Genomic DNA, 16,997 nt, shown 5'->3' on the forward strand with positions numbered 1-16,997 from the left:
TATATAAACCGTAAAGTTTTTAGACACATCATCAAACAATTCATGCTTAATTTGTGATCATTTTTTTCAGTAGTAATACTTCATATAACGAATTGCTTGATATCCTGACAGAAAGAACAGTGCACCTATAGCTACGGCCAGTATTTTCTAAGAAAGAAAAAAGCGTTTGGAGACTTTACAATCCTCTACCTTGAAATCCCAAATAACCAATCTGAAACCTGAACGGTGCATCTGGATCTGGCAGATCGATTCAAATTTGAGAATCTTTACAGATGGCACTCCTCCTGAAAATTATACATCATAATTACGCACTTCAGGAATGAAACTCCTCACTCTTGTTTGTATTATCAACAGATTCATAAAAAGAAAAAGTGGATGAAAAAGATAATTATCCAGGATAGCATCTTTTACGCCTTAAAAGACTCTACCCATTCCGGCCTTTCAGGAGCATTGCTTTTCATACTCATTTCGAGTACGCAGTTATTCCCTGATCTTTTATTTGAGACTTTGGATAGGAAGTTTATATTAACCATACCTGCCGCATGTATTTTCCACTATTTGGATAAAAAAGGCCTACGAGACCTGCCATCCTTTGAATCGGCACCCTTACCAGTCCATAGAAATTTGGACGGCTAAATAAAGGATAGCTATCACTCTCAAGTTGGGTTCATGGGAGAATCATTAATCGGACCTTAAAAGTAGCACATTCTCCATGTTTGGATAAAAGAAGAGGAATTCTTGTACTTATGGTTTTTAGTTACTCCCATCATTCAATTAATCAGCAGATTCATAATGGATATCATAGTATTCATTATTAACTTTTATATAATTAGTTCCGTTATTGGATGTTATTTCGCCAAATTCTGATACACTTTCATGATAATCGGAAGGAACCTTAATATTTTTCCCAGGGTTCATTACTGCTTCTTTAACATAAGAATATTTCTCAAGATCAGCTAAACTAAATTCAATATACTCCTCAGGCGGATGCTGAAGTTTATCTGCTCTAATATACATACCAGCTCCAGACTGGTAAATCACTAAAAAGAACACTAGAAGTAATGCTAAAACAGCAAAAGAAATAATCATTAAAGCTGTTGTTCTTGAGTTCATATAACACTCTCTCCAAACATACCATAAAAATAAAGAATTCGGGAGTGAGATTTCTCACTTTTATTTGTATTATCAACGCGGATACTTAAAAAGAAAAAATATACAGTTGTGACTTCAGGTTTATGTCACCAGTAGGGTTTGAGAAAACTACATTTTTGGAAGAGCTAGTTCCCTGTCACGCAAAAATATAATTCCAATGATGTAAAAACTGTCAGAGAATACCTGGATAAGTTTCCTCTCAAACCGTTTCTATCATAATCATTATTGGATCCTCATTTTCCGAATTTATATCTATGACAGCGGTGCTCCAACGATGTAAGGATACTGAAATGGTTTTTTCTTCAATTCCGTTATCCAGTGTAATCTTGAACGTATATTTTTTCATTCCAATAGAATATAGAAGACCGGACGGTTTTGCTTCTGAAGCTCCTTCACCCGGATAAAGCTTGTATGATTCTTTGAGCATAGAACTGTTGTGTGAGTCCAATATTTCTACAGTTACTTCATGGGTCCCTGCATCATTATTTCTGATTTCAAAAAAATTAGGTAAGGCTGGACCGCCTAGAAGAAATATCAATGCATAATAACCCACAATTGCAACTATGGGTATGATCATCAAGAAGAGAAGTATTTTTCTGATATTTTGCATTTGAAATCCCTCTATAATAGAAAGAGATTAGTAAATCTCCTTCTTAGCCAGTATTCATTTTGTGGATAATTCTTGTTACTCTGCGAATATATTCCTGTTGATTTCTCGGATACCATTGATCGGCAATTTTGGAATACGATCAATCAACATTTTTATACCGAGGTTATCCCAAAACCAATTTTGTTCCTATCCCAATAAGAATTTTAGAACCATTTCCAAGAGGGACTCAAATTATTATTTGAAAGTAGATATTTTGAGTTGAATACATTGGTCATCGGTTAAGGAATTTTCTTGCCTGAAAGCTATCGATTTTACACCAAAAGGCTGCCTTAAATTTTGGCCTTTTTACAGAAATCGATACCCAGTTCCAGCCCACAACACATTAAAATTATTGGCAACTGTTGTGAGAATGGAGGCAATTTATCACGATTCCTCACTTAACCGAAGACGCATTGAGTTGAATATTGAGTTTTGGGATTTGCTCACTTAGAACTGAAGACTCAGTTGTATATGCCATTATTTACTGTATTCCAGCACGAATTGCACCATATATTTGTTCCAGCATAAGCCCATGCATAATTCATAATACACTGTGGGTGAACAGGAGAGTTTTGATCGAGGGCATCAAAATTATGAGATACTTCATGTTGAACAATACTGTCGTGCGGCCACTCGACACTACTTGCATATACAGTGTCAGCACATACCGCATAAGCCCCTCCCCGATAGGTATCATCATCAATTTTATACATTAGAGCTATGCCATTATGGTTTAATTCATGTGCCCAACCTAATACTAAATCACTTGCCGAGTAGCGAACCCAGCTCTCATCTTCTCGAAGATCTGTAAGAACAGCTGATGCATCCCAGGATGGAGATACATCACTTGCATCCCAAGAGCTCCAGTACCACCATGTATAGACATCGATTCCAAAATCTTCAAATCTGGATAACGCATTAGCAGTATCTTGTTGAAATGATTCTGTTGGTTCATGGGCACTGTCTGTTGCTACAAAAATATGGACATCTATAGCATCATTTATTGCGTAAGGATTAGTCGTTACACGTGTAGATGTCTTGAGCTCGGCTACACCTTCTGATCCACACGACAAAATTCCTTTTTCAACCAGTTTTTTCACTTCTTCTTTGGGTATAAGATACCCATTTACTTTCTCTAATATAGGATTTCCTGGATCCACGCCATATAATTCTATGTATTTTTGCCTTGCATTGTCTATGATATCAAACATTTCCTCAGTGGTTATTAAAAGATCATAGTTTTCACCTTTTATCATACCTCATGAGGTCTGCCAGTATCACTCGCTACAACTCTTTTATCGCTACGCAAAATAGTTCCTTCTAAGTAGTTTGGAAGTTCATCATTTGCAAATTTTATATCGTTTTCACTTATGTTGTATTTGATATACAAATCTTGCAATTCTGCATCTGTATAAGTGATACTGTTTTCTAATGAAACTTCATTAAAATTCTTTTCAGTTTGAGCGTTCACAGCCGGCACAAACGCCATGCTCACAATAAATATTGCAGCAAGTAACGCGCCAATCCCAAATTTTCTGTTTGCAATCATTCTTTTACCTCTTTACTTTACTCCAGAGGTAGAATCAGGCAAGCCTTAAATAATCGCAAAGCTAACACTAACTCATGCCTCCGGGCACAATGGGGTTCAAATCTACTCTGGAGGGTTCGTTTGAACTCCATAAATTACTACTAACACATCCTATATAAACCATAAAGTTTTTAGACACATCATCAAACAATTCATGCTTAATTTATGATTTCGTTTTTCAATAATAATACTTAATATGACGAATTAGTTGATACCCTGGACAGAAAGATTATATGCTCCTAAATGCTGCCAGTATTTTTTCCACACTGAAAAACACTAAAATCTTTGTATTTTACCGCCCTTTAATCCGATTTATCACGAAAATTAATCAGAAGCTTGGAGAGCTTACACCAGCCCAATAATTCGAACTCTAGCAGGACAGAATTTCCTAGACAGCGCCCCCGGAAAGCGAGATTACTGGCAAGAACCTAAGCATAGGTGGGGAGGTCAGCCTCGGAGTTACTAAAAAGTTTGCAAAGAAATAGCCTGCAAGAAAACAGGAAAAGTTACTTTAAAATAGTTTTTAATTGAAGTCTATCCCCATCTTTATTCTTTATTTTTCCTGCTTTTACGTAATTTCTGTAATGGACACGTTGAATTCTCCACTTTCATTGATTAGTTCAAAGATTACAGTGTTTGTAAGGTGTGGAGTTGAATAATAGATTGCTGACATATTTTCAGATACAATATGGTAATGATAATCCCCAGATGCGTAATACAAATACCCATCTTTAAATGGGTTTGACCATTTTAGTAAAAGCTTTTTTGGTTTTTCTACACTTACAGTTTGTCCTGAATTGAGCTGATAATCTGTTTCTTCAAAATACTCTCCATTATATCCAGTAATTCTGACAGTTGCATTATGTGGGTGTTCATCATAATTCTTGATTGTATAAAGTGGTTCTATCGTCGTGAACGCCAATGGTGCTATAATAAGAAACATCATAAAGAAAAAGAAAATTAAAACTACTGCCATTATTTTATTAAATAGATTCACCTTATCACTCCTTTGTAAAGTAGCAAAATAACAATTTTTGTTCGGTATATGTGCGAAGGCGTTCCTTCTGAAAATTATGCTTCATAATTGCATACTTCAGGAGAGATTCCTCGCTTTGTTTGTATTATCAACGCGTATTCTTAACAAGAAAAAAATGGATGAAAAAGATAAGCTATCCAGTATAGCATCTTTTACACCTTAAAAGACTCAACCCATTCCGGCCTTTCAGGAGGATCATTTGTCAGCATTTCTCTCCATTCTTCATCCGTTAACCGTTCCCCCGAGGGCTGCCAGAATTCGTAATAACTCATTACAGGGCCTGCCCCTAGCACGATCCTGCCATCAGGCTGTTTGTAGGCTACAATTAGAAGGTCCAGTTTTCCGGTCCCTTCTTCCAGCACTCCAGCAGGAGAGGTGTAAACATCCGCAACCAGAATGGAGCTCTGGGACTTTATATCCACGTTTTCAAGCATTGGAGATATGTTCTGGCCGAAATTTCTGATGAACTCATACTCTTCATCTGTCAGCTCTTTGTTTTCAAGCTCTTTAATTGAGATTTTCAGCACCTTTTCAAGGGTATTTTCAAGAGTTATAAAATCTCTATCTGATTGTTCATCGAGAACTTCCATTTCAGCCAGCCCGCTATGCGCCATTTTTGTAAGGGCAAGCATTCTGGCATAGAACTCAGGTACTGGCTCAACATATCCCTGAACAGGCTTTTCTTCCGGAATATGGGGAGCACCCATGAAGTAGGTCTGCTTTGCATAGAGGATAGTATCGTGTCTGAGCTCGGTCCAGGAAGCAAGGGCCGTGTTAAGCTGTTTATCTTCCCAGGCTTCGGTCTGCATAAAGGTAGGATAACCCTCTGGATAGCTTACAAGGAGAGGCTTTAGAGCGTATAACTGTGCCCAATAAAGGTTTTTATTCCAATCCTCTTCATCAAAAGCTCCAAATTCATTTTCCAGAGATAGGTGACGCTCTCTGTATTCTTCATTTTCGGAAATGTTCAGGTTTTTCAGGTGTTCTTTGGCTCTTTCAGAGCCGAGAAGATCCATGATATTCAGGGCGGGAGGGTTGAGCTGCTGGAGGATATACGAGTCAGGAGTGTAGCGTTGACCCATGAACCTGAAACCTTTTGTGGCATCAAGGATTTTGCTTTCAGTTTCAGAGCCTGCAGGAATTATTTCCCCTGTTCCGCCGTAGATTTTCGGACTTTCATATCTTTCCAGCTCTGTTTCCAGTTCTGCCAGGCTTTCGTTATCGAAACTCACTCCGTATCTCTTATCCCCAAAGACGGAATCCAGGGCTTTTGCATATTCATAAGGCCCGAGGTCGTCGGAATAACCGACGTAAAAAGCCGTCACCTCATAAATTATGTCCCATTTGGCCCGGAGCTCTTTATCCCTGTCAAAATGGTCGGAAATTAAAAAGGCCTGAATAGTCTGAATTTGTGCTTCCTTTTCCGGGGCTTCTGCAGAAACCAGGTCCATTTGGAGCAGCATGCTCATTCTGCCGTGCCACATCATGGCCTTAAAATAGTTCTTAAGTTTCTCTGATCGAGTGTAATGCCCCCTCGGAGTGTACTGAGAGTAATCTTCCCCGTACTTGAAAATTGGAGATATTCCTCCTTCCTGAGCTTCTATTAAACGTAGTTCAGCATCTACATCGGTCTTTACAAAAGAGGGGACTTCGACACTGTATTGTTTTGCTTCCTGAGAATCAAAGAGTATGATTTTCCCCAAATCTTCCCGTGATTGCCCTATCTGATCAGGTTCCGGTTCAAGAAGTCGCAAAGCCACTGCAAAGTATGCAACATTTCTTCTTGCGGCTTCCTTTTCTTGCCCTGAGGCGCTGTCATAATCTTCTATGGAGGCTTCAAGGAGAGCTTTGTCAAGATTCCAGAGATCGTCGTAAAATTCCTTTTCCTCTACCTGCTTCAAGGTCTCATCAAACTGGATATGGTAAAGGTGAAGAAGAGAATCGGATGTAATGAAGATAGGAACATCAGCTGTTTTCAGATCCCTGTAAGTATAATTTACCAGTATCTGCCCTGCTGTATATAGGTTTTCAGTAGTTCCATTTTCAATCACAACAAACCCATTTTTGTACAATAAATCCTTGCTTGCGTTCGTAAGGGGAACTTTTTGGGTGAAATTGTCATAATTTGCAATTTCGGAGGCCTGTAGAGGTAAAGAATAAGGGGAAACATTTGCTTCAAACCGTAGATTTTCTTTACTATAATATTTGGAAAAAGAGCTTTGTCTTTCAGGTTCGAGGGTATCTTTGCTCTTTTCGAAGTAATTCTCTACAGGAGCTATTTCTACTGTAGCATTGAGTGAACTGTCCTGATTGTCTGTTACTTCATCAAGTTTAGCTTCTTTTACTGGTTCGCTGCTGCTATCAATACAGCCTGATCCAGGTATTAGTGATACTGCCAGCAAGCAGATTACTATCAATGCCTTTATTTTCAAGTCAAATCCCTCACATTTTGATTTTGGTTTTAGCAGGTAAATTCATAAAAAATTAGAAAATTTAAGAACTGAGAAATTTAAGGTATACGGCAACCGGAGAATGTAAGGTTTAATTTTTTACTATTATAATTCCAAAAATTACCAATAATGTTGCGCATAACCCAATCGCTGCGACATGATGAATATCTTCTATTGGAAAAATAGTATGTCCTACTGGAAATGTCGTACTTTCCGTATTGTTTAATTCAGTAGAGCTGTTTAATGTAGAATTCTCTATTCTGCCATTACTCCCTGATGTCGGACCACTGGGCAGGAAATATGTTTCGTTATAATAATTATCAAAACGTACTGTACCTTCCTGGTTGTAAAACAGAACCGAGACGCCCCCAAGACCGGCTTTATCCGCATATCCTTTCACGATGTTGCAGATTTCGTCAAGTTCGCTCAGGGAATAAACTGTTTCGTTTTCTTGATAATAGAGTTCTATCAAAAAAGTTTGCTCCATAGTTTCGGAACCGTATTTAATTATAGGTCCTTCTGGATAGAGATAAGGTTGTATTTCATTGAGAGAACCGTTTTTTATAATTTGTAAAGATGACGAATTGGATATATAGTAAAAACACGTCGGGAATTCAACATCTACTAACTGGACAACGTCTTTGTTGAATCGAGGTTTATTTTCAGGAAAATAAAACATTGCTGTCTTATCCCAGAGACAGAATATGACCGGGATTTCATCAACCCCAGCTTTAATTGCATTCTTTTCCACAACCCTGTAGATTTCATTTAACTCGGTTTCGGAATAGACAGTTTTGTTACCTCCATAGTCATAGAGTTTGATCAAAAAGTACCCGGGCATAGGACCGACACCGTAGTTAACTATCGGGCCATCAGGATAAAGATAAGGCTTTACATCACGGATAGAACTGTCTCTTATAACCTGCAGGGTTGAACTGAATTCAGACAGCTGGGAAGCGTTTTTAACTGCCGGAACACTTCCATACGCTTTTAGTACATTGGGGTCATATACAGGACTTTCAGGATTTGTACAGTTTTTAAGGGATTCTTCATTTAATTTTGAGAGCAGAGAGATTGTTTCCTCCGGATTATTATGCCAGGCATAGTATGGCACATCATATACGGGTATCTCTGACCAGCCAATCGTTTTCTCTATAATTTCATTCTTGTCAGGCAAATGGAAACTATCTGCAAGTACGGTTCCTGAAAGCAGGACTAAAATCAAAAAAAAGATAAGTAGCTTTACTGGCTTTCTACTCATATTATCACCAAGATTCCTCAAAAATTGTAATGTTATAAAGTGAAAAAAGGCACGACTAGCAACTATTCAAATAGCGACCATTCAAATTTACAAAATTTCCTCCACCGGTAATCCCTCTGCTTCAGTAATCATCCATGGCTTCGTAACTACCATAACGGTTGTTTTTCAGTTAGTATTTCAGCACCCGAAAAACGGCACAAATATATTTTAGCAATATTGCCGAAATTAGCGTCTCGATTCCAAGTTTATTCTTTGTTATCACGCCTTTGATCTTTCTTACTCCAGAGACAGGACTATGCAAGCCTAAGAACCCTCAAAACTGGCATAATCATGCCCCGGAAGCGTGGAGTTCAGGCGAGTCTGGAAAGTATATTTGAACTCCATAATTGACTTTGAATAGACTCTATATAAGTTTTCTAGCCAGATCATCAAACTGACATTCTTTCATACTCTTTTGGAGTATACAATTATTCTCTGACCTTTGATTGTTTGATACCCTGGACAGAAAACTTATAAGGCTACAGTTGCCACAGTTGTTTTCCACAATATAAAAAAACGAACCTTATCACTCTACAAGTATCTACATCGAAATTCAAGCCAGTTCATCTGGATTCGGATGATTACATACCTGATCGCTCTTTAATAGAATTAAAAAAAAGTGATTTGCGGCGGCAGTATTTATGATTGGGATGGATTCCAGGGAGAGAAGCCGCACTCGCTGTATTTCCTTTATTTCAGCAGGGTTCTGGGATTGATAAAGCCGCTCCTGAGCATATGGTCTGCAAGCACAAGGGCAACCATGGCTTCGGCAACCGGCACCATACGCGGGGGAATCGTCGGGTCATGCCTTCCTTTAATTGAGATTTCAGCATTTTCATGGGTTATAAGGTCGACAGTTTGCTGGAGTTTCCCTATGGAAGGGGTGGGTTTTACTGCTGCACGGCAAACAATATCCAGGCCTGTTGAAATTCCTCCAAGGACCCCGCCTGCATTATTGCTCGGACAGGTTACTTCTCCTTCTTCAATGCGGAAGGAATCATTCATTTCACTTCCGCGCATGCGGGCAGCCTCAAACCCTGCTCCGATTTCAAAGCCTTTGACTGCCGGGATACTCATAAGAGCTTTTGCAAGGTCTGCATCAAGTCTGTCAAATACGGGTTCTCCGAGGCCTGCAGGCGCGCCTTTCACAATAACCTCGACAATTCCGCCGACACTGTCCCCTTCCTGCCGCAGGTTTGCAACCTTTTCAAGCATTTTCTTTGCAGCTTCAGTGTCTGCGCAGCGAACAGGGGTTTTTTCAACATTTTCAAGGATTTCTTCAAAAGAGAGAGGTTTTGCCCGGATTCCGCCAAGTTCCAGGACATGCCCTGCTATCCGGACTCCGGAGTGAGAAAGCAAAAGCTTTGCCAGGGCTCCACCTGCAACCCTGCCTATTGTCTCCCTCGCAGAGGATCTCCCTCCTCCGCGGTGGTCTCTTATTCCATAGCGGATCATGTACGTAAAATCAGCGTGTCCGGGGCGGGGATTATTTTTAATGGCATCATAAGAAGAAGATTTGGCATCCGAATTCCAGACCAGCATGGAAATGGGAGTGCCTGTACTCATGCCTTCGAAAATTCCGGAAAGTATCTCCACCCTGTCAGCTTCATTTCTAGGTGTGGAGACTTCACTCTGTCCGGGGCGCCGCCTGTCCAGTTCTTTCTGGATATCGGCTTCAGAAAAAGGAAGTCCTGCAGGCAATCCGTCGACAACAACACCTACAGCCCTGCCGTGAGACTCGCCCCATGTCGTGATACGAAACATCTGCCCGAAAACGTTTCCAGCCATGCATCTTAACTGGTTTTTTTGCTATTTGATCCTTGGGGTAAGGCGGGCTCGAGGTGCACAACCACATCAGTAACGTCTTTATATTCAGCCTTCAGCATTTTGCTTACCCTGTGAGCGATAAGGTGTGCTTCTTCAAGAGGCAAGTCAGGCTGCACAAGCACGTGCATATCTATCCGAATATCGCCCATGCCGCCGCGCGTCCGGATCTTATGGCAGCCGATTACTCCTTCAACTCCTATAACAAGGTTGCAGATCTCCTCTTCTTCAAGCCGGGACATATCGAGCAGAATCTTTGAATTCTCCTTCATAATCCTGAACCCGGCTCTGAAGATAATAAAAGATATGAGAAGAGCGATTAAAGGGTCCAGAAGAGGAAAACCCAGTTTTATAGCAACCAGGCTTACTATTACCGAAAGAGAGACATAAATATCGCTTTTCGTGTGCAGAGAGTCTGCAATAAGAACCTGGCTTCTCAGGGATATGCCCTGCCTGTATTCATAGTGAGTGACCAGATAGTTAATGCACATCGTGCCCAGGATTACGAGGAAACTGATAGCTGTAACTTCAGGCACGCTCCGGATAAGAAAACGGTCAAGTGCATGCCGGAAAATCTCAAAACCTACATAAAGTAGAAGTAAGGCAATAAAAATAGAGGCTACGGTTTCATACTTCTGATGGCCGTAAGGGTGTTCTTTGTCTGGAGGGCGCGCTGCAATAAAACTTCCCACAAGCCCCACAATGTTCGAGACCCCGTCAAATAAGGAGTGGTAGCCGTCCGCGGTCATACTGAGGGTATTGGTAAAAGTGCCGTAAATGATTTTAGCAAAAGCTACGGCGAGATTCAGGAAAAGTACAAGGACAAGGACTCGCTGGACTTTTTTAAACCTGTGTATCACCGGACGACACTCCTAACTGCAACCTGCGAAATATCAGGACAGAAAATGAAAAAATCAAAGGCTATGTAAGTCAGAATAATGCTATTATTGTATACTAACTTGCGTTGTTTGATATTATAATATTCTGCTGTCTTTAACATGCAGATTATCCAAGGTCAAGAAGTAATACTTTGTCACTCTATTTTTCCAGTGCGGTTGAAAATGGATCCGTATTTTGATTGAAGCCGACCTGCCAAGCCGCGCTCGACGTTTACAAAAAAAGGTTGAAATATGCCATTCAGGCTGCCCTATAGTAATATCAACCAGCTAACTATGGACCGCCAGCGTTCAAATAAGAGAAAAAGAAAAATGAAAAAGAAAAAGAAAAATGAAAAAGAAAAAGAAAAATGAAAAAGAAAAAGAAAAATGAAAAAGAAAAAGAAAAATGAAAAAGAAAAAGAAAAATGAAAAAGAAATCAAAAGCAAAAAAGAAAAGACAAAAAGAGAAATAAAAAGGAAAGATGGATTTCAGCACTCTGAGCCTGTCCAGATCATGTAGGCTTCAACTATTTCCTGCCCTTCGAGAAAGATAAGCCCGTGTTCTTCGCCGTACTCTTTTGACATTTCTTTTGAGAGGGCCTTCCCGCTCTCATCGTCCAGCATTTCACAGACAACCATTGCAGGGGTGATTCCTGCCATGCGGGCAAGTGCGACTGAAAGCTCTGTCTGGCCCATGCGCTCTTCGAGAAGTCCTTCGGCAGCCCTGAGGAGAGCTACATGACCAGGAGTCCTGAATTCGTTTCCAAAACGGACTCCGTTTCCGGAAAGGGAGTTTTCCGTGATTTCCCCGATTTTCCTGATTGTAAGGGCTCTTTCAAGGTCAGGGATGCCTGTTCTTGTATCCCTGTGGTTGACCCAGAGGGAAAAAGATGAGTGTGAATCGTACTTAAGATCCCCGTCCTTTTCAACAACTTCTCCGAGAGACTCACTGGTTTTGCTGGCCTCCCGGACAAGGTCTGCCATAAAAGGCAGCCTGAGCTGTTTTGACGCCACAGGATCTACTGCCACGCAGATAAGCCCGCCTGCATCTTTTCGCATCCACTTAACATCCGTGTAAGTAACAACCTTTGCAGGGATCACAAGATCTGTTTCTCCTTCCCTGGAGTCAGAGTCATAGATCTGGATCATTTTTCCGGCACGCAGGGCTTCCAGTGCCCTGTTGATGTTCTCATTACCATACTTCAGGCATTCATATACCATGCTCTCGCTCATTCCTGTCCCTCCATACCCTGTTTTTTTACCCGTGTCACAATTCTATCTCCATCTTTCAATTTCAGGGCATCCCTGAGTTTTAGCGGTGCAATAATCTCAATTAAATCCAAGGGGTAATGTGTCCTGTCAGGGACGATCACAGCAGCTTCTATACCCCCTACTCTGATAGGATAACAGTTCCCGCCTCCGAAGGTGCGTTCCCCGTCATTGAAACCGTCTATCCGGACAGCAGGCATTTCTCGAAGCCGGTTTCTAAGAGCCGAGCTACTTTCCGAAAGCTGCACATTCAGTGTACCCGGGAAAGGTACAAAGTGCAGTTTTTCTTCAAATTGTTTCCGGTATCCTGGAATGTTTATATAGTACTGACCTTCGCCAAGGCCTTTAAGCACATTTCCTTCGAGTTCCAGAGTATCGGGTTCTGAGGAAAAGATCCTGCTGTATTCAACGTATTCGTTCTTTAGGATTTCAATCCCTTTTTCTGTCATTTTTATCAACTGGCCACCGGGAACTATCTTTCTTTCGATTAACCGCTCTTCCTCAAGCTGTTTTAGCTTTCGTGCTGCGGTTTTAGAGCTGTCCCCCGTATGCTTGTGAAACTCACTAGAAGAGACCTTAACAGTTTTATTCACTGCCCCTATAAGGGCAAGTTTCTTCAGATATTCAATGTCCGGCACTGTCGGCACCTGTATTGCCTTAATTTTGAGACGCATCTCATAATTGAGATGTAAGACTACGCATTTCATTATAATAAAACTTTTGATATCGGGCGGGGACAGAGGAGAACGGAAGAAGTTTTCCTAATAATATTATAAAAGGTTTTACCAAACAATTAAGTAGAATAAAGAGAATTAGAAAACGGACCTGCCATAACACAGCATATCAATATCGAATGCCCCTCATGTTCGCCTGAGGAAGAAGTCTTGCATGAACTGGTAAAATTTGAGAAAAGTCCTATAGTGCACTGTCTTGAGTGAGGGCTTGTCTATGTTGTCTCAGGAATAAAAATCCCGAACAAAATAAGCGTAAGGGTTTTTGTAAACAGGATAGAATACCCTTTCACCCAATGGGAAAAACTGGACACAGGAGAGCTTCTTTACGAAAACGAGGAGATAGTTCTGGATACGCGAAAAACCAGTGAAGAAAATCCATTTATTATAACCTTGCTGCAGGCAGGAGTCAGACGCGTGTCTTCTGCTTTTGCTGAGGAACTTGATACAATCCGGGCAAGGCCTCTTGAAGAAATCACCTTCGGAAAGAAAAGGAAAATGAGACAAAAACACCCTGTATCCCCAGAGAATATGAAACCCGCAATTGAAGTTTCTGCTTCTTCAAAAGGTTTCAAAGCAGTTCAGGAAACATGATTTGCAGGCCCACAAAAAAAATTAGTTGGTGTTGTCCAAAACACCGGTAAATGGTGTATAGCGCCTTCTTTCCCGTACGCCAAATGAATCTTGGGTCTGCTGGATATAGTAAAAAAACAAATCATTAGCCGGGCTGGAAAAACTTAAATTCAGTCTACTAACCATAAAACCGGAGATGGTTGATTTCCAGGATAATGGATGATAAATGGATGATAGTAGGATAACAGTGTCCAGATTCCGGGCTCAATCGCAGGAACCATTTGCTTTTTTACTCTTTTCTGAGCCTTTTATTTTTATCTCGAATTTATTTTAAATGGGGCTTTTTTGTCCGGACTTATTCTGAAAGTAAAGATATGGCAGGCGAAGACGTCACCGGAGAAGTTAAGTATTTAGTATCTTGAATCCATGTACTGATTAGACCATGACAAGAGAAATTGATATTGAGTGCCCTTCCTGTTCCCCGCGGGAGGAAGTTGCGCACGAAGTTCTGAAAGAAGGACAGAGCCCGCTTGTCCGCTGTATGAAGTGCGGCCAGGTGCACCCTGCAAAGATGAAAACCCCGAAAAACGTCAGCTTGAGGGTCATTGTTAGCAAGATGGACGTCTCAAATACCTTCAAAACCGATCTGGACTCCGAGACCGTCCTTCATGTGGATGACGAGCTCGTCGTTGATGACGAGGAAACGGGAATGGTATGCCCTATCCTGATCACCTCCATTGAAGCAGGGGGAAAACGTGTCAATGCAGGCAAGGCAGAAGGAATAGAAACAGTGTGGGGCAGGGCAATTGATGAAGTAACTGTAAAATTTTCCGCACAGGAAGGTACTGACAAAACGGAAGTAATAGAAAAACGTGTTCCCGGAGACTATGAGTTTGTAGTGGGAGCAGAGGAGAAAGTTGGAAACACCAGGCTTTTCATCACCAAAATAAAGGTAAGGGATGGACTGTTCAGGTCAAGAAAAGGCGATGTTGTATTTGCAAAATATGTAAAACGTATATTTGCCAGAAAGGGAAGAAGAGAAGGGTCAATACAGGGTGGGATCAGAAGAGGACCGTGGTAAAGAAAGCCACATCGAAAAAAAGGGAAGAAAAAAACAGGAAGACAAGGAAGAACTGCATAAACTCGAAGAGATGCGCGAGCGTCTCATAAGAGGGCTTGAGATCCAGGGAACGAGCGAAAGAGTCCTCAAAGCCATGCTCAGGGTCCCAAGGCATATGTTTGTACCTGAATACGCGAAAAAGGGGGCTTACATTGATACGCCTCTGGATATCGGTTTCGGACAAACTATTTCTGCCCCTCATATGGTTGCCATCATGTGTGATCTCCTCGAACTTTCGGAAGGACATAAAGTCCTGGAGATAGGGACAGGATCGGGATATAACGCAGCTGTAATGGGGGAACTTGTAGGGAAGAGTGGGCATGTATACACTATTGAACGAATAGAATCACTTGTTAATTTTGCAAGGGAAAACCTGAATAAAGCAGGCTACGAAAATGTTACCGTACTGCTCGAAGACGGGTCCATTGGCTATTCCGGATATGCCCCTTACGACAGGGTAGCTGTGACATGCGCAGCTCCCGATATACCCAAACCTCTACTTGAGCAGTTGAAACCCGGAGGGATAATGGTAATTCCTGTTGGGAATTATGTTCAGGATCTTATACGGATTAAAAAAGATAACGAAGGCAATGTACACAAAGAGACAAGAGGCGGGGTTGTTTTCGTACCGTTGAGAGGCAAATTCGGATTCTAAAAAACCGAGGATATGGTTCAGACAGAAAAAATTGGAATACATGCCTTTTAATTAATAAAATAAAAGTTAGGGTGGGGTACTGAGGTCCAGAAAAGGCGACATTGTGCTTACAAAATATGTGAAACGAATCTTTGCCAGAAAGAAGGGGATGGTTCTGGTCAATACGATTTCTGAAAAGGACTATGGTAGGGACAGCAAGAGAAGAAAAAAAGAAGAAAAAGAATTCGAAAAGCTTCGCAAACTCCTTGTAGAAAGGCTTAAGGATATCGTATTGGAAGAAAAAGTGCTCAAGGCTATGCTCCGTGTTCCCAGGCACAGGTTCGTTCCGGAGTATGAGCAAAGAGCAGCTTATACGGACAGACCTCTGGAAATCGGCTACGGGCAAACAATATCTGCCCCTCATATGGTTGCTATTATGTGTAAAATCCTGGAGCTTTCCGAAGGACATAAAGTCCTGGAAATTGGGGCAGGCTCCGGATATAATGCTGCAGTGATGGCAGAGCTCGTAGGAAAAACCGGACATGTATACACCGTGGAACGTATAGAACCTCTTGTAAATTTCGCAAGGAAGAACCTGGAGGGTACAGGGTACGATAATGTTACAGTATTACTTAAGAATGGATTAATGGGTTATCCCAGGTATGCGCCTTATGACAGGATAGCTGTAACGTGTGCAGCTCCATCTATCCCTGAGACTCTGCTGGAACAGTTGAAGCCCGGGGGCATAATGGTGATTCCTGTAGGGAACTATTCTCAGGAACTTATAAGGGTTAAAAAAGACAGCAATGGCAATATACATAAAAAAAGAAAAGGTGAAGTTATCTTCGTGCCTATGCTCGGTAAACATGGCTTTCCAAAAAATTGAGAATGCAAAAATTTGATATTAGAAAAAGTCTGAAGCAAGGCTATAAGCATCTCTTTTAATAATCTTTAAAGAATTAAATAAGGTATTAATATATGTGAAATTAACTACTGGATATGGACATCGATAACTACGAGGATTTTGAAGAGATTCATGTCAAGGATGTCTATATAGTCGATGTTTTCAGTGACCCTACCCCTGTTGTACTTCTAGAGAATTTGAAAGGCGAGATGCTTCCCATATATATTGGACATCTGGAGGCTCTTTCAATAGGAAACGTGCTTAAGAATATATCTCCTCCTCGCCCGATGGCCCACGACCTCATGGTCAATATTTTCGACCGCCTGGAAATAAAGGTAGAGGGCGTAATGATCGATGATAAGGTGGACAAGGTTTATTATGCACGTCTCCTGGTAAGAAAGGACAATAACATAATGCAGTTCGATGCAAGACCAAGCGACTGCATTGCCCTCGCCCTCAGGGTGGGAGCTCCAATAAGGATTAGAAAAAAAGTGCTTGAATGTTCCGAAATAGAGATGTCCAGACTTGAAGGCGCACGTGTGATGAATATTTTCGGTTAGATCTCCCGAGTTTCGCTTCGGGATCGCAGGAAATCGGAGATTTTCTAGGAGTTGCACTGCACGTGCAACAGCCCGCCGTCCTTTTCGCCCCACTTCGTTTCGTTCAAGAAGATTAACTTATGGATGAGTAACGTTACTTTTCTCTTCGCTCAGAGGGACTAAATTATAGATATTTTTACACGTGCAATTATTCACTACCATGTGTTGTTCCTATCACGCTCGACGCAGGAAAGTGATCTTTCCCCAAGGTAAAAAAAGAAGAAAATAAAGAGAATAAAGAAAATAAAAGCAGGAAAGTAAAAACTGCTGAGGACTTTTGTGTAAGAACG

At 41.1% G+C, this 16,997-nt stretch carries 16 protein-coding genes; 5 read left to right on the top strand and 11 right to left on the bottom strand.

The features are described from left to right. Positions 1-774: 774 nt before the first annotated feature. The 11 genes from ACZ5A8_RS19255 to ACZ5A8_RS19305 all read right to left on the bottom strand — a co-directional run bounded on the left by ACZ5A8_RS19255 (position 775) and on the right by ACZ5A8_RS19305 (position 12,820). Positions 775-1,113 (bottom strand): hypothetical protein, encoded by a 339-nt coding sequence (locus ACZ5A8_RS19255; protein ID WP_461651376.1) that lies wholly within the window; start codon positions 1,111-1,113, stop codon positions 775-777. A gap of 238 nt (positions 1,114-1,351) precedes the next feature. After that, positions 1,352-1,762, bottom strand: a complete 411-nt coding sequence (locus ACZ5A8_RS19260; RefSeq protein WP_461651377.1) for a hypothetical protein — start codon at positions 1,760-1,762, stop codon at positions 1,352-1,354. Between the two features lie 500 nt (positions 1,763-2,262). Further along, positions 2,263-3,057: a M12 family metallo-peptidase gene (locus ACZ5A8_RS19265; protein WP_464530974.1), complete on the bottom strand. Its 795-nt coding sequence runs from the start codon at positions 3,055-3,057 to the stop codon at positions 2,263-2,265. After that, positions 3,054-3,350 carry a hypothetical protein gene (locus tag ACZ5A8_RS19270; protein ID WP_464530975.1) on the bottom strand — a complete coding sequence of 99 codons (297 nt, stop codon included), beginning with the start codon at positions 3,348-3,350 and terminating at the stop codon, positions 3,054-3,056. The genes ACZ5A8_RS19265 and ACZ5A8_RS19270 overlap by 4 nt, the downstream gene beginning before the upstream one ends. A 607-nt stretch (positions 3,351-3,957) precedes the next feature. Next, positions 3,958-4,365, bottom strand: coding sequence for a hypothetical protein (locus ACZ5A8_RS19275; RefSeq protein WP_464530977.1), 408 nt, complete (start codon positions 4,363-4,365; stop codon positions 3,958-3,960). Positions 4,366-4,577: 212 nt separating this feature from the next. After that, positions 4,578-6,857 carry a DUF3160 domain-containing protein gene (locus ACZ5A8_RS19280; protein ID WP_464530978.1) on the bottom strand — a complete coding sequence of 760 codons (2,280 nt, stop codon included), beginning with the start codon at positions 6,855-6,857 and terminating at the stop codon, positions 4,578-4,580. Positions 6,858-6,966: 109 nt separating this feature from the next. Further along, on the bottom strand, positions 6,967-8,136 hold the full coding sequence (locus ACZ5A8_RS19285) for a hypothetical protein (RefSeq protein WP_464530979.1): 1,170 nt from the start codon (positions 8,134-8,136) through the stop codon (positions 6,967-6,969). Between the two features lie 729 nt (positions 8,137-8,865). Continuing rightward, the gene (gene aroC, locus ACZ5A8_RS19290; RefSeq protein ID WP_464530981.1) at positions 8,866-9,963 is read right to left on the bottom strand and encodes a chorismate synthase; all 1,098 of its coding nucleotides are present in this window, start codon (positions 9,961-9,963) and stop codon (positions 8,866-8,868) included. Between the two features lie 5 nt (positions 9,964-9,968). Continuing rightward, a complete protein-coding gene (locus tag ACZ5A8_RS19295) occupies positions 9,969-10,859 on the bottom strand; it encodes a cation diffusion facilitator family transporter (RefSeq protein ID WP_464530982.1) in 891 nt (296 codons plus the stop codon). A 507-nt stretch (positions 10,860-11,366) separates the two neighbouring features. Further along, positions 11,367-12,110: a 3,4-dihydroxy-2-butanone-4-phosphate synthase gene (gene ribB, locus ACZ5A8_RS19300; protein ID WP_229390807.1), complete on the bottom strand. Its 744-nt coding sequence runs from the start codon at positions 12,108-12,110 to the stop codon at positions 11,367-11,369. After that, positions 12,107-12,820 (bottom strand): winged helix-turn-helix domain-containing protein/riboflavin kinase, encoded by a 714-nt coding sequence (locus tag ACZ5A8_RS19305; protein WP_464534210.1) that lies wholly within the window; start codon positions 12,818-12,820, stop codon positions 12,107-12,109. Before ACZ5A8_RS19305 ends, ribB begins: the two co-directional genes overlap by 4 nt. A gap of 474 nt (positions 12,821-13,294) precedes the next feature. Here ACZ5A8_RS19305 and ACZ5A8_RS19310 point away from each other — a divergent pair, with 474 nt between their 5' ends. The 5 genes from ACZ5A8_RS19310 to ACZ5A8_RS19330 all read left to right on the top strand — a co-directional run bounded on the left by ACZ5A8_RS19310 (position 13,295) and on the right by ACZ5A8_RS19330 (position 16,668). Further along, positions 13,295-13,471: a hypothetical protein gene (locus ACZ5A8_RS19310; protein WP_464530983.1), complete on the top strand. Its 177-nt coding sequence runs from the start codon at positions 13,295-13,297 to the stop codon at positions 13,469-13,471. A gap of 421 nt (positions 13,472-13,892) precedes the next feature. Further along, on the top strand, positions 13,893-14,531 hold the full coding sequence (locus ACZ5A8_RS19315; protein WP_229390809.1) for an HVO_0476 family zinc finger protein: 639 nt from the start codon (positions 13,893-13,895) through the stop codon (positions 14,529-14,531). Beyond that, positions 14,470-15,225 (top strand): protein-L-isoaspartate O-methyltransferase, encoded by a 756-nt coding sequence (locus tag ACZ5A8_RS19320; RefSeq protein WP_464530985.1) that lies wholly within the window; start codon positions 14,470-14,472, stop codon positions 15,223-15,225. The genes ACZ5A8_RS19315 and ACZ5A8_RS19320 overlap by 62 nt, the downstream gene beginning before the upstream one ends. Positions 15,226-15,373: 148 nt before the next feature. Next, complete coding sequence (locus tag ACZ5A8_RS19325; RefSeq protein WP_464534212.1) at positions 15,374-16,090, top strand: protein-L-isoaspartate O-methyltransferase; 717 nt, start codon at positions 15,374-15,376, stop codon at positions 16,088-16,090. A 113-nt stretch (positions 16,091-16,203) separates the two neighbouring features. After that, on the top strand, positions 16,204-16,668 hold the full coding sequence (locus ACZ5A8_RS19330) for a bifunctional nuclease family protein (RefSeq protein WP_229390811.1): 465 nt from the start codon (positions 16,204-16,206) through the stop codon (positions 16,666-16,668). The last annotated feature ends 329 nt before the right edge of the window (positions 16,669-16,997 follow it).

The organism is Methanosarcina subterranea (assembly GCF_055385895.1).

What these genes read in the sequence shown, in the direction of transcription:
- ACZ5A8_RS19255 (WP_461651376.1), bottom strand. Translation starts at nt 1,113, where the DNA reads ATGAACTCAAGAACAACAGCTTTAATGATTATTTCTTTTGCTGTTTTA.
- ACZ5A8_RS19260 (WP_461651377.1), bottom strand. Translation starts at nt 1,762, where the DNA reads ATGCAAAATATCAGAAAAATACTTCTCTTCTTGATGATCATACCCATA.
- ACZ5A8_RS19265 (WP_464530974.1), bottom strand. Translation starts at nt 3,057, where the DNA reads ATGATAAAAGGTGAAAACTATGATCTTTTAATAACCACTGAGGAAATG.
- ACZ5A8_RS19270 (WP_464530975.1), bottom strand. Translation starts at nt 3,350, where the DNA reads ATGATTGCAAACAGAAAATTTGGGATTGGCGCGTTACTTGCTGCAATA.
- ACZ5A8_RS19275 (WP_464530977.1), bottom strand. Translation starts at nt 4,365, where the DNA reads ATGGCAGTAGTTTTAATTTTCTTTTTCTTTATGATGTTTCTTATTATA.
- ACZ5A8_RS19285 (WP_464530979.1), bottom strand. Translation starts at nt 8,136, where the DNA reads ATGAGTAGAAAGCCAGTAAAGCTACTTATCTTTTTTTTGATTTTAGTC.
- aroC (WP_464530981.1), bottom strand. Translation starts at nt 9,963, where the DNA reads ATGGCTGGAAACGTTTTCGGGCAGATGTTTCGTATCACGACATGGGGC.
- ribB (WP_229390807.1), bottom strand. Translation starts at nt 12,110, where the DNA reads ATGAGCGAGAGCATGGTATATGAATGCCTGAAGTATGGTAATGAGAAC.
- ACZ5A8_RS19305 (WP_464534210.1), bottom strand. Translation starts at nt 12,820, where the DNA reads ATGCGTCTCAAAATTAAGGCAATACAGGTGCCGACAGTGCCGGACATT.
- ACZ5A8_RS19315 (WP_229390809.1), top strand. Translation starts at nt 13,893, where the DNA reads ATGACAAGAGAAATTGATATTGAGTGCCCTTCCTGTTCCCCGCGGGAG.
- ACZ5A8_RS19325 (WP_464534212.1), top strand. Translation starts at nt 15,374, where the DNA reads ATGGTTCTGGTCAATACGATTTCTGAAAAGGACTATGGTAGGGACAGC.
- ACZ5A8_RS19330 (WP_229390811.1), top strand. Translation starts at nt 16,204, where the DNA reads ATGGACATCGATAACTACGAGGATTTTGAAGAGATTCATGTCAAGGAT.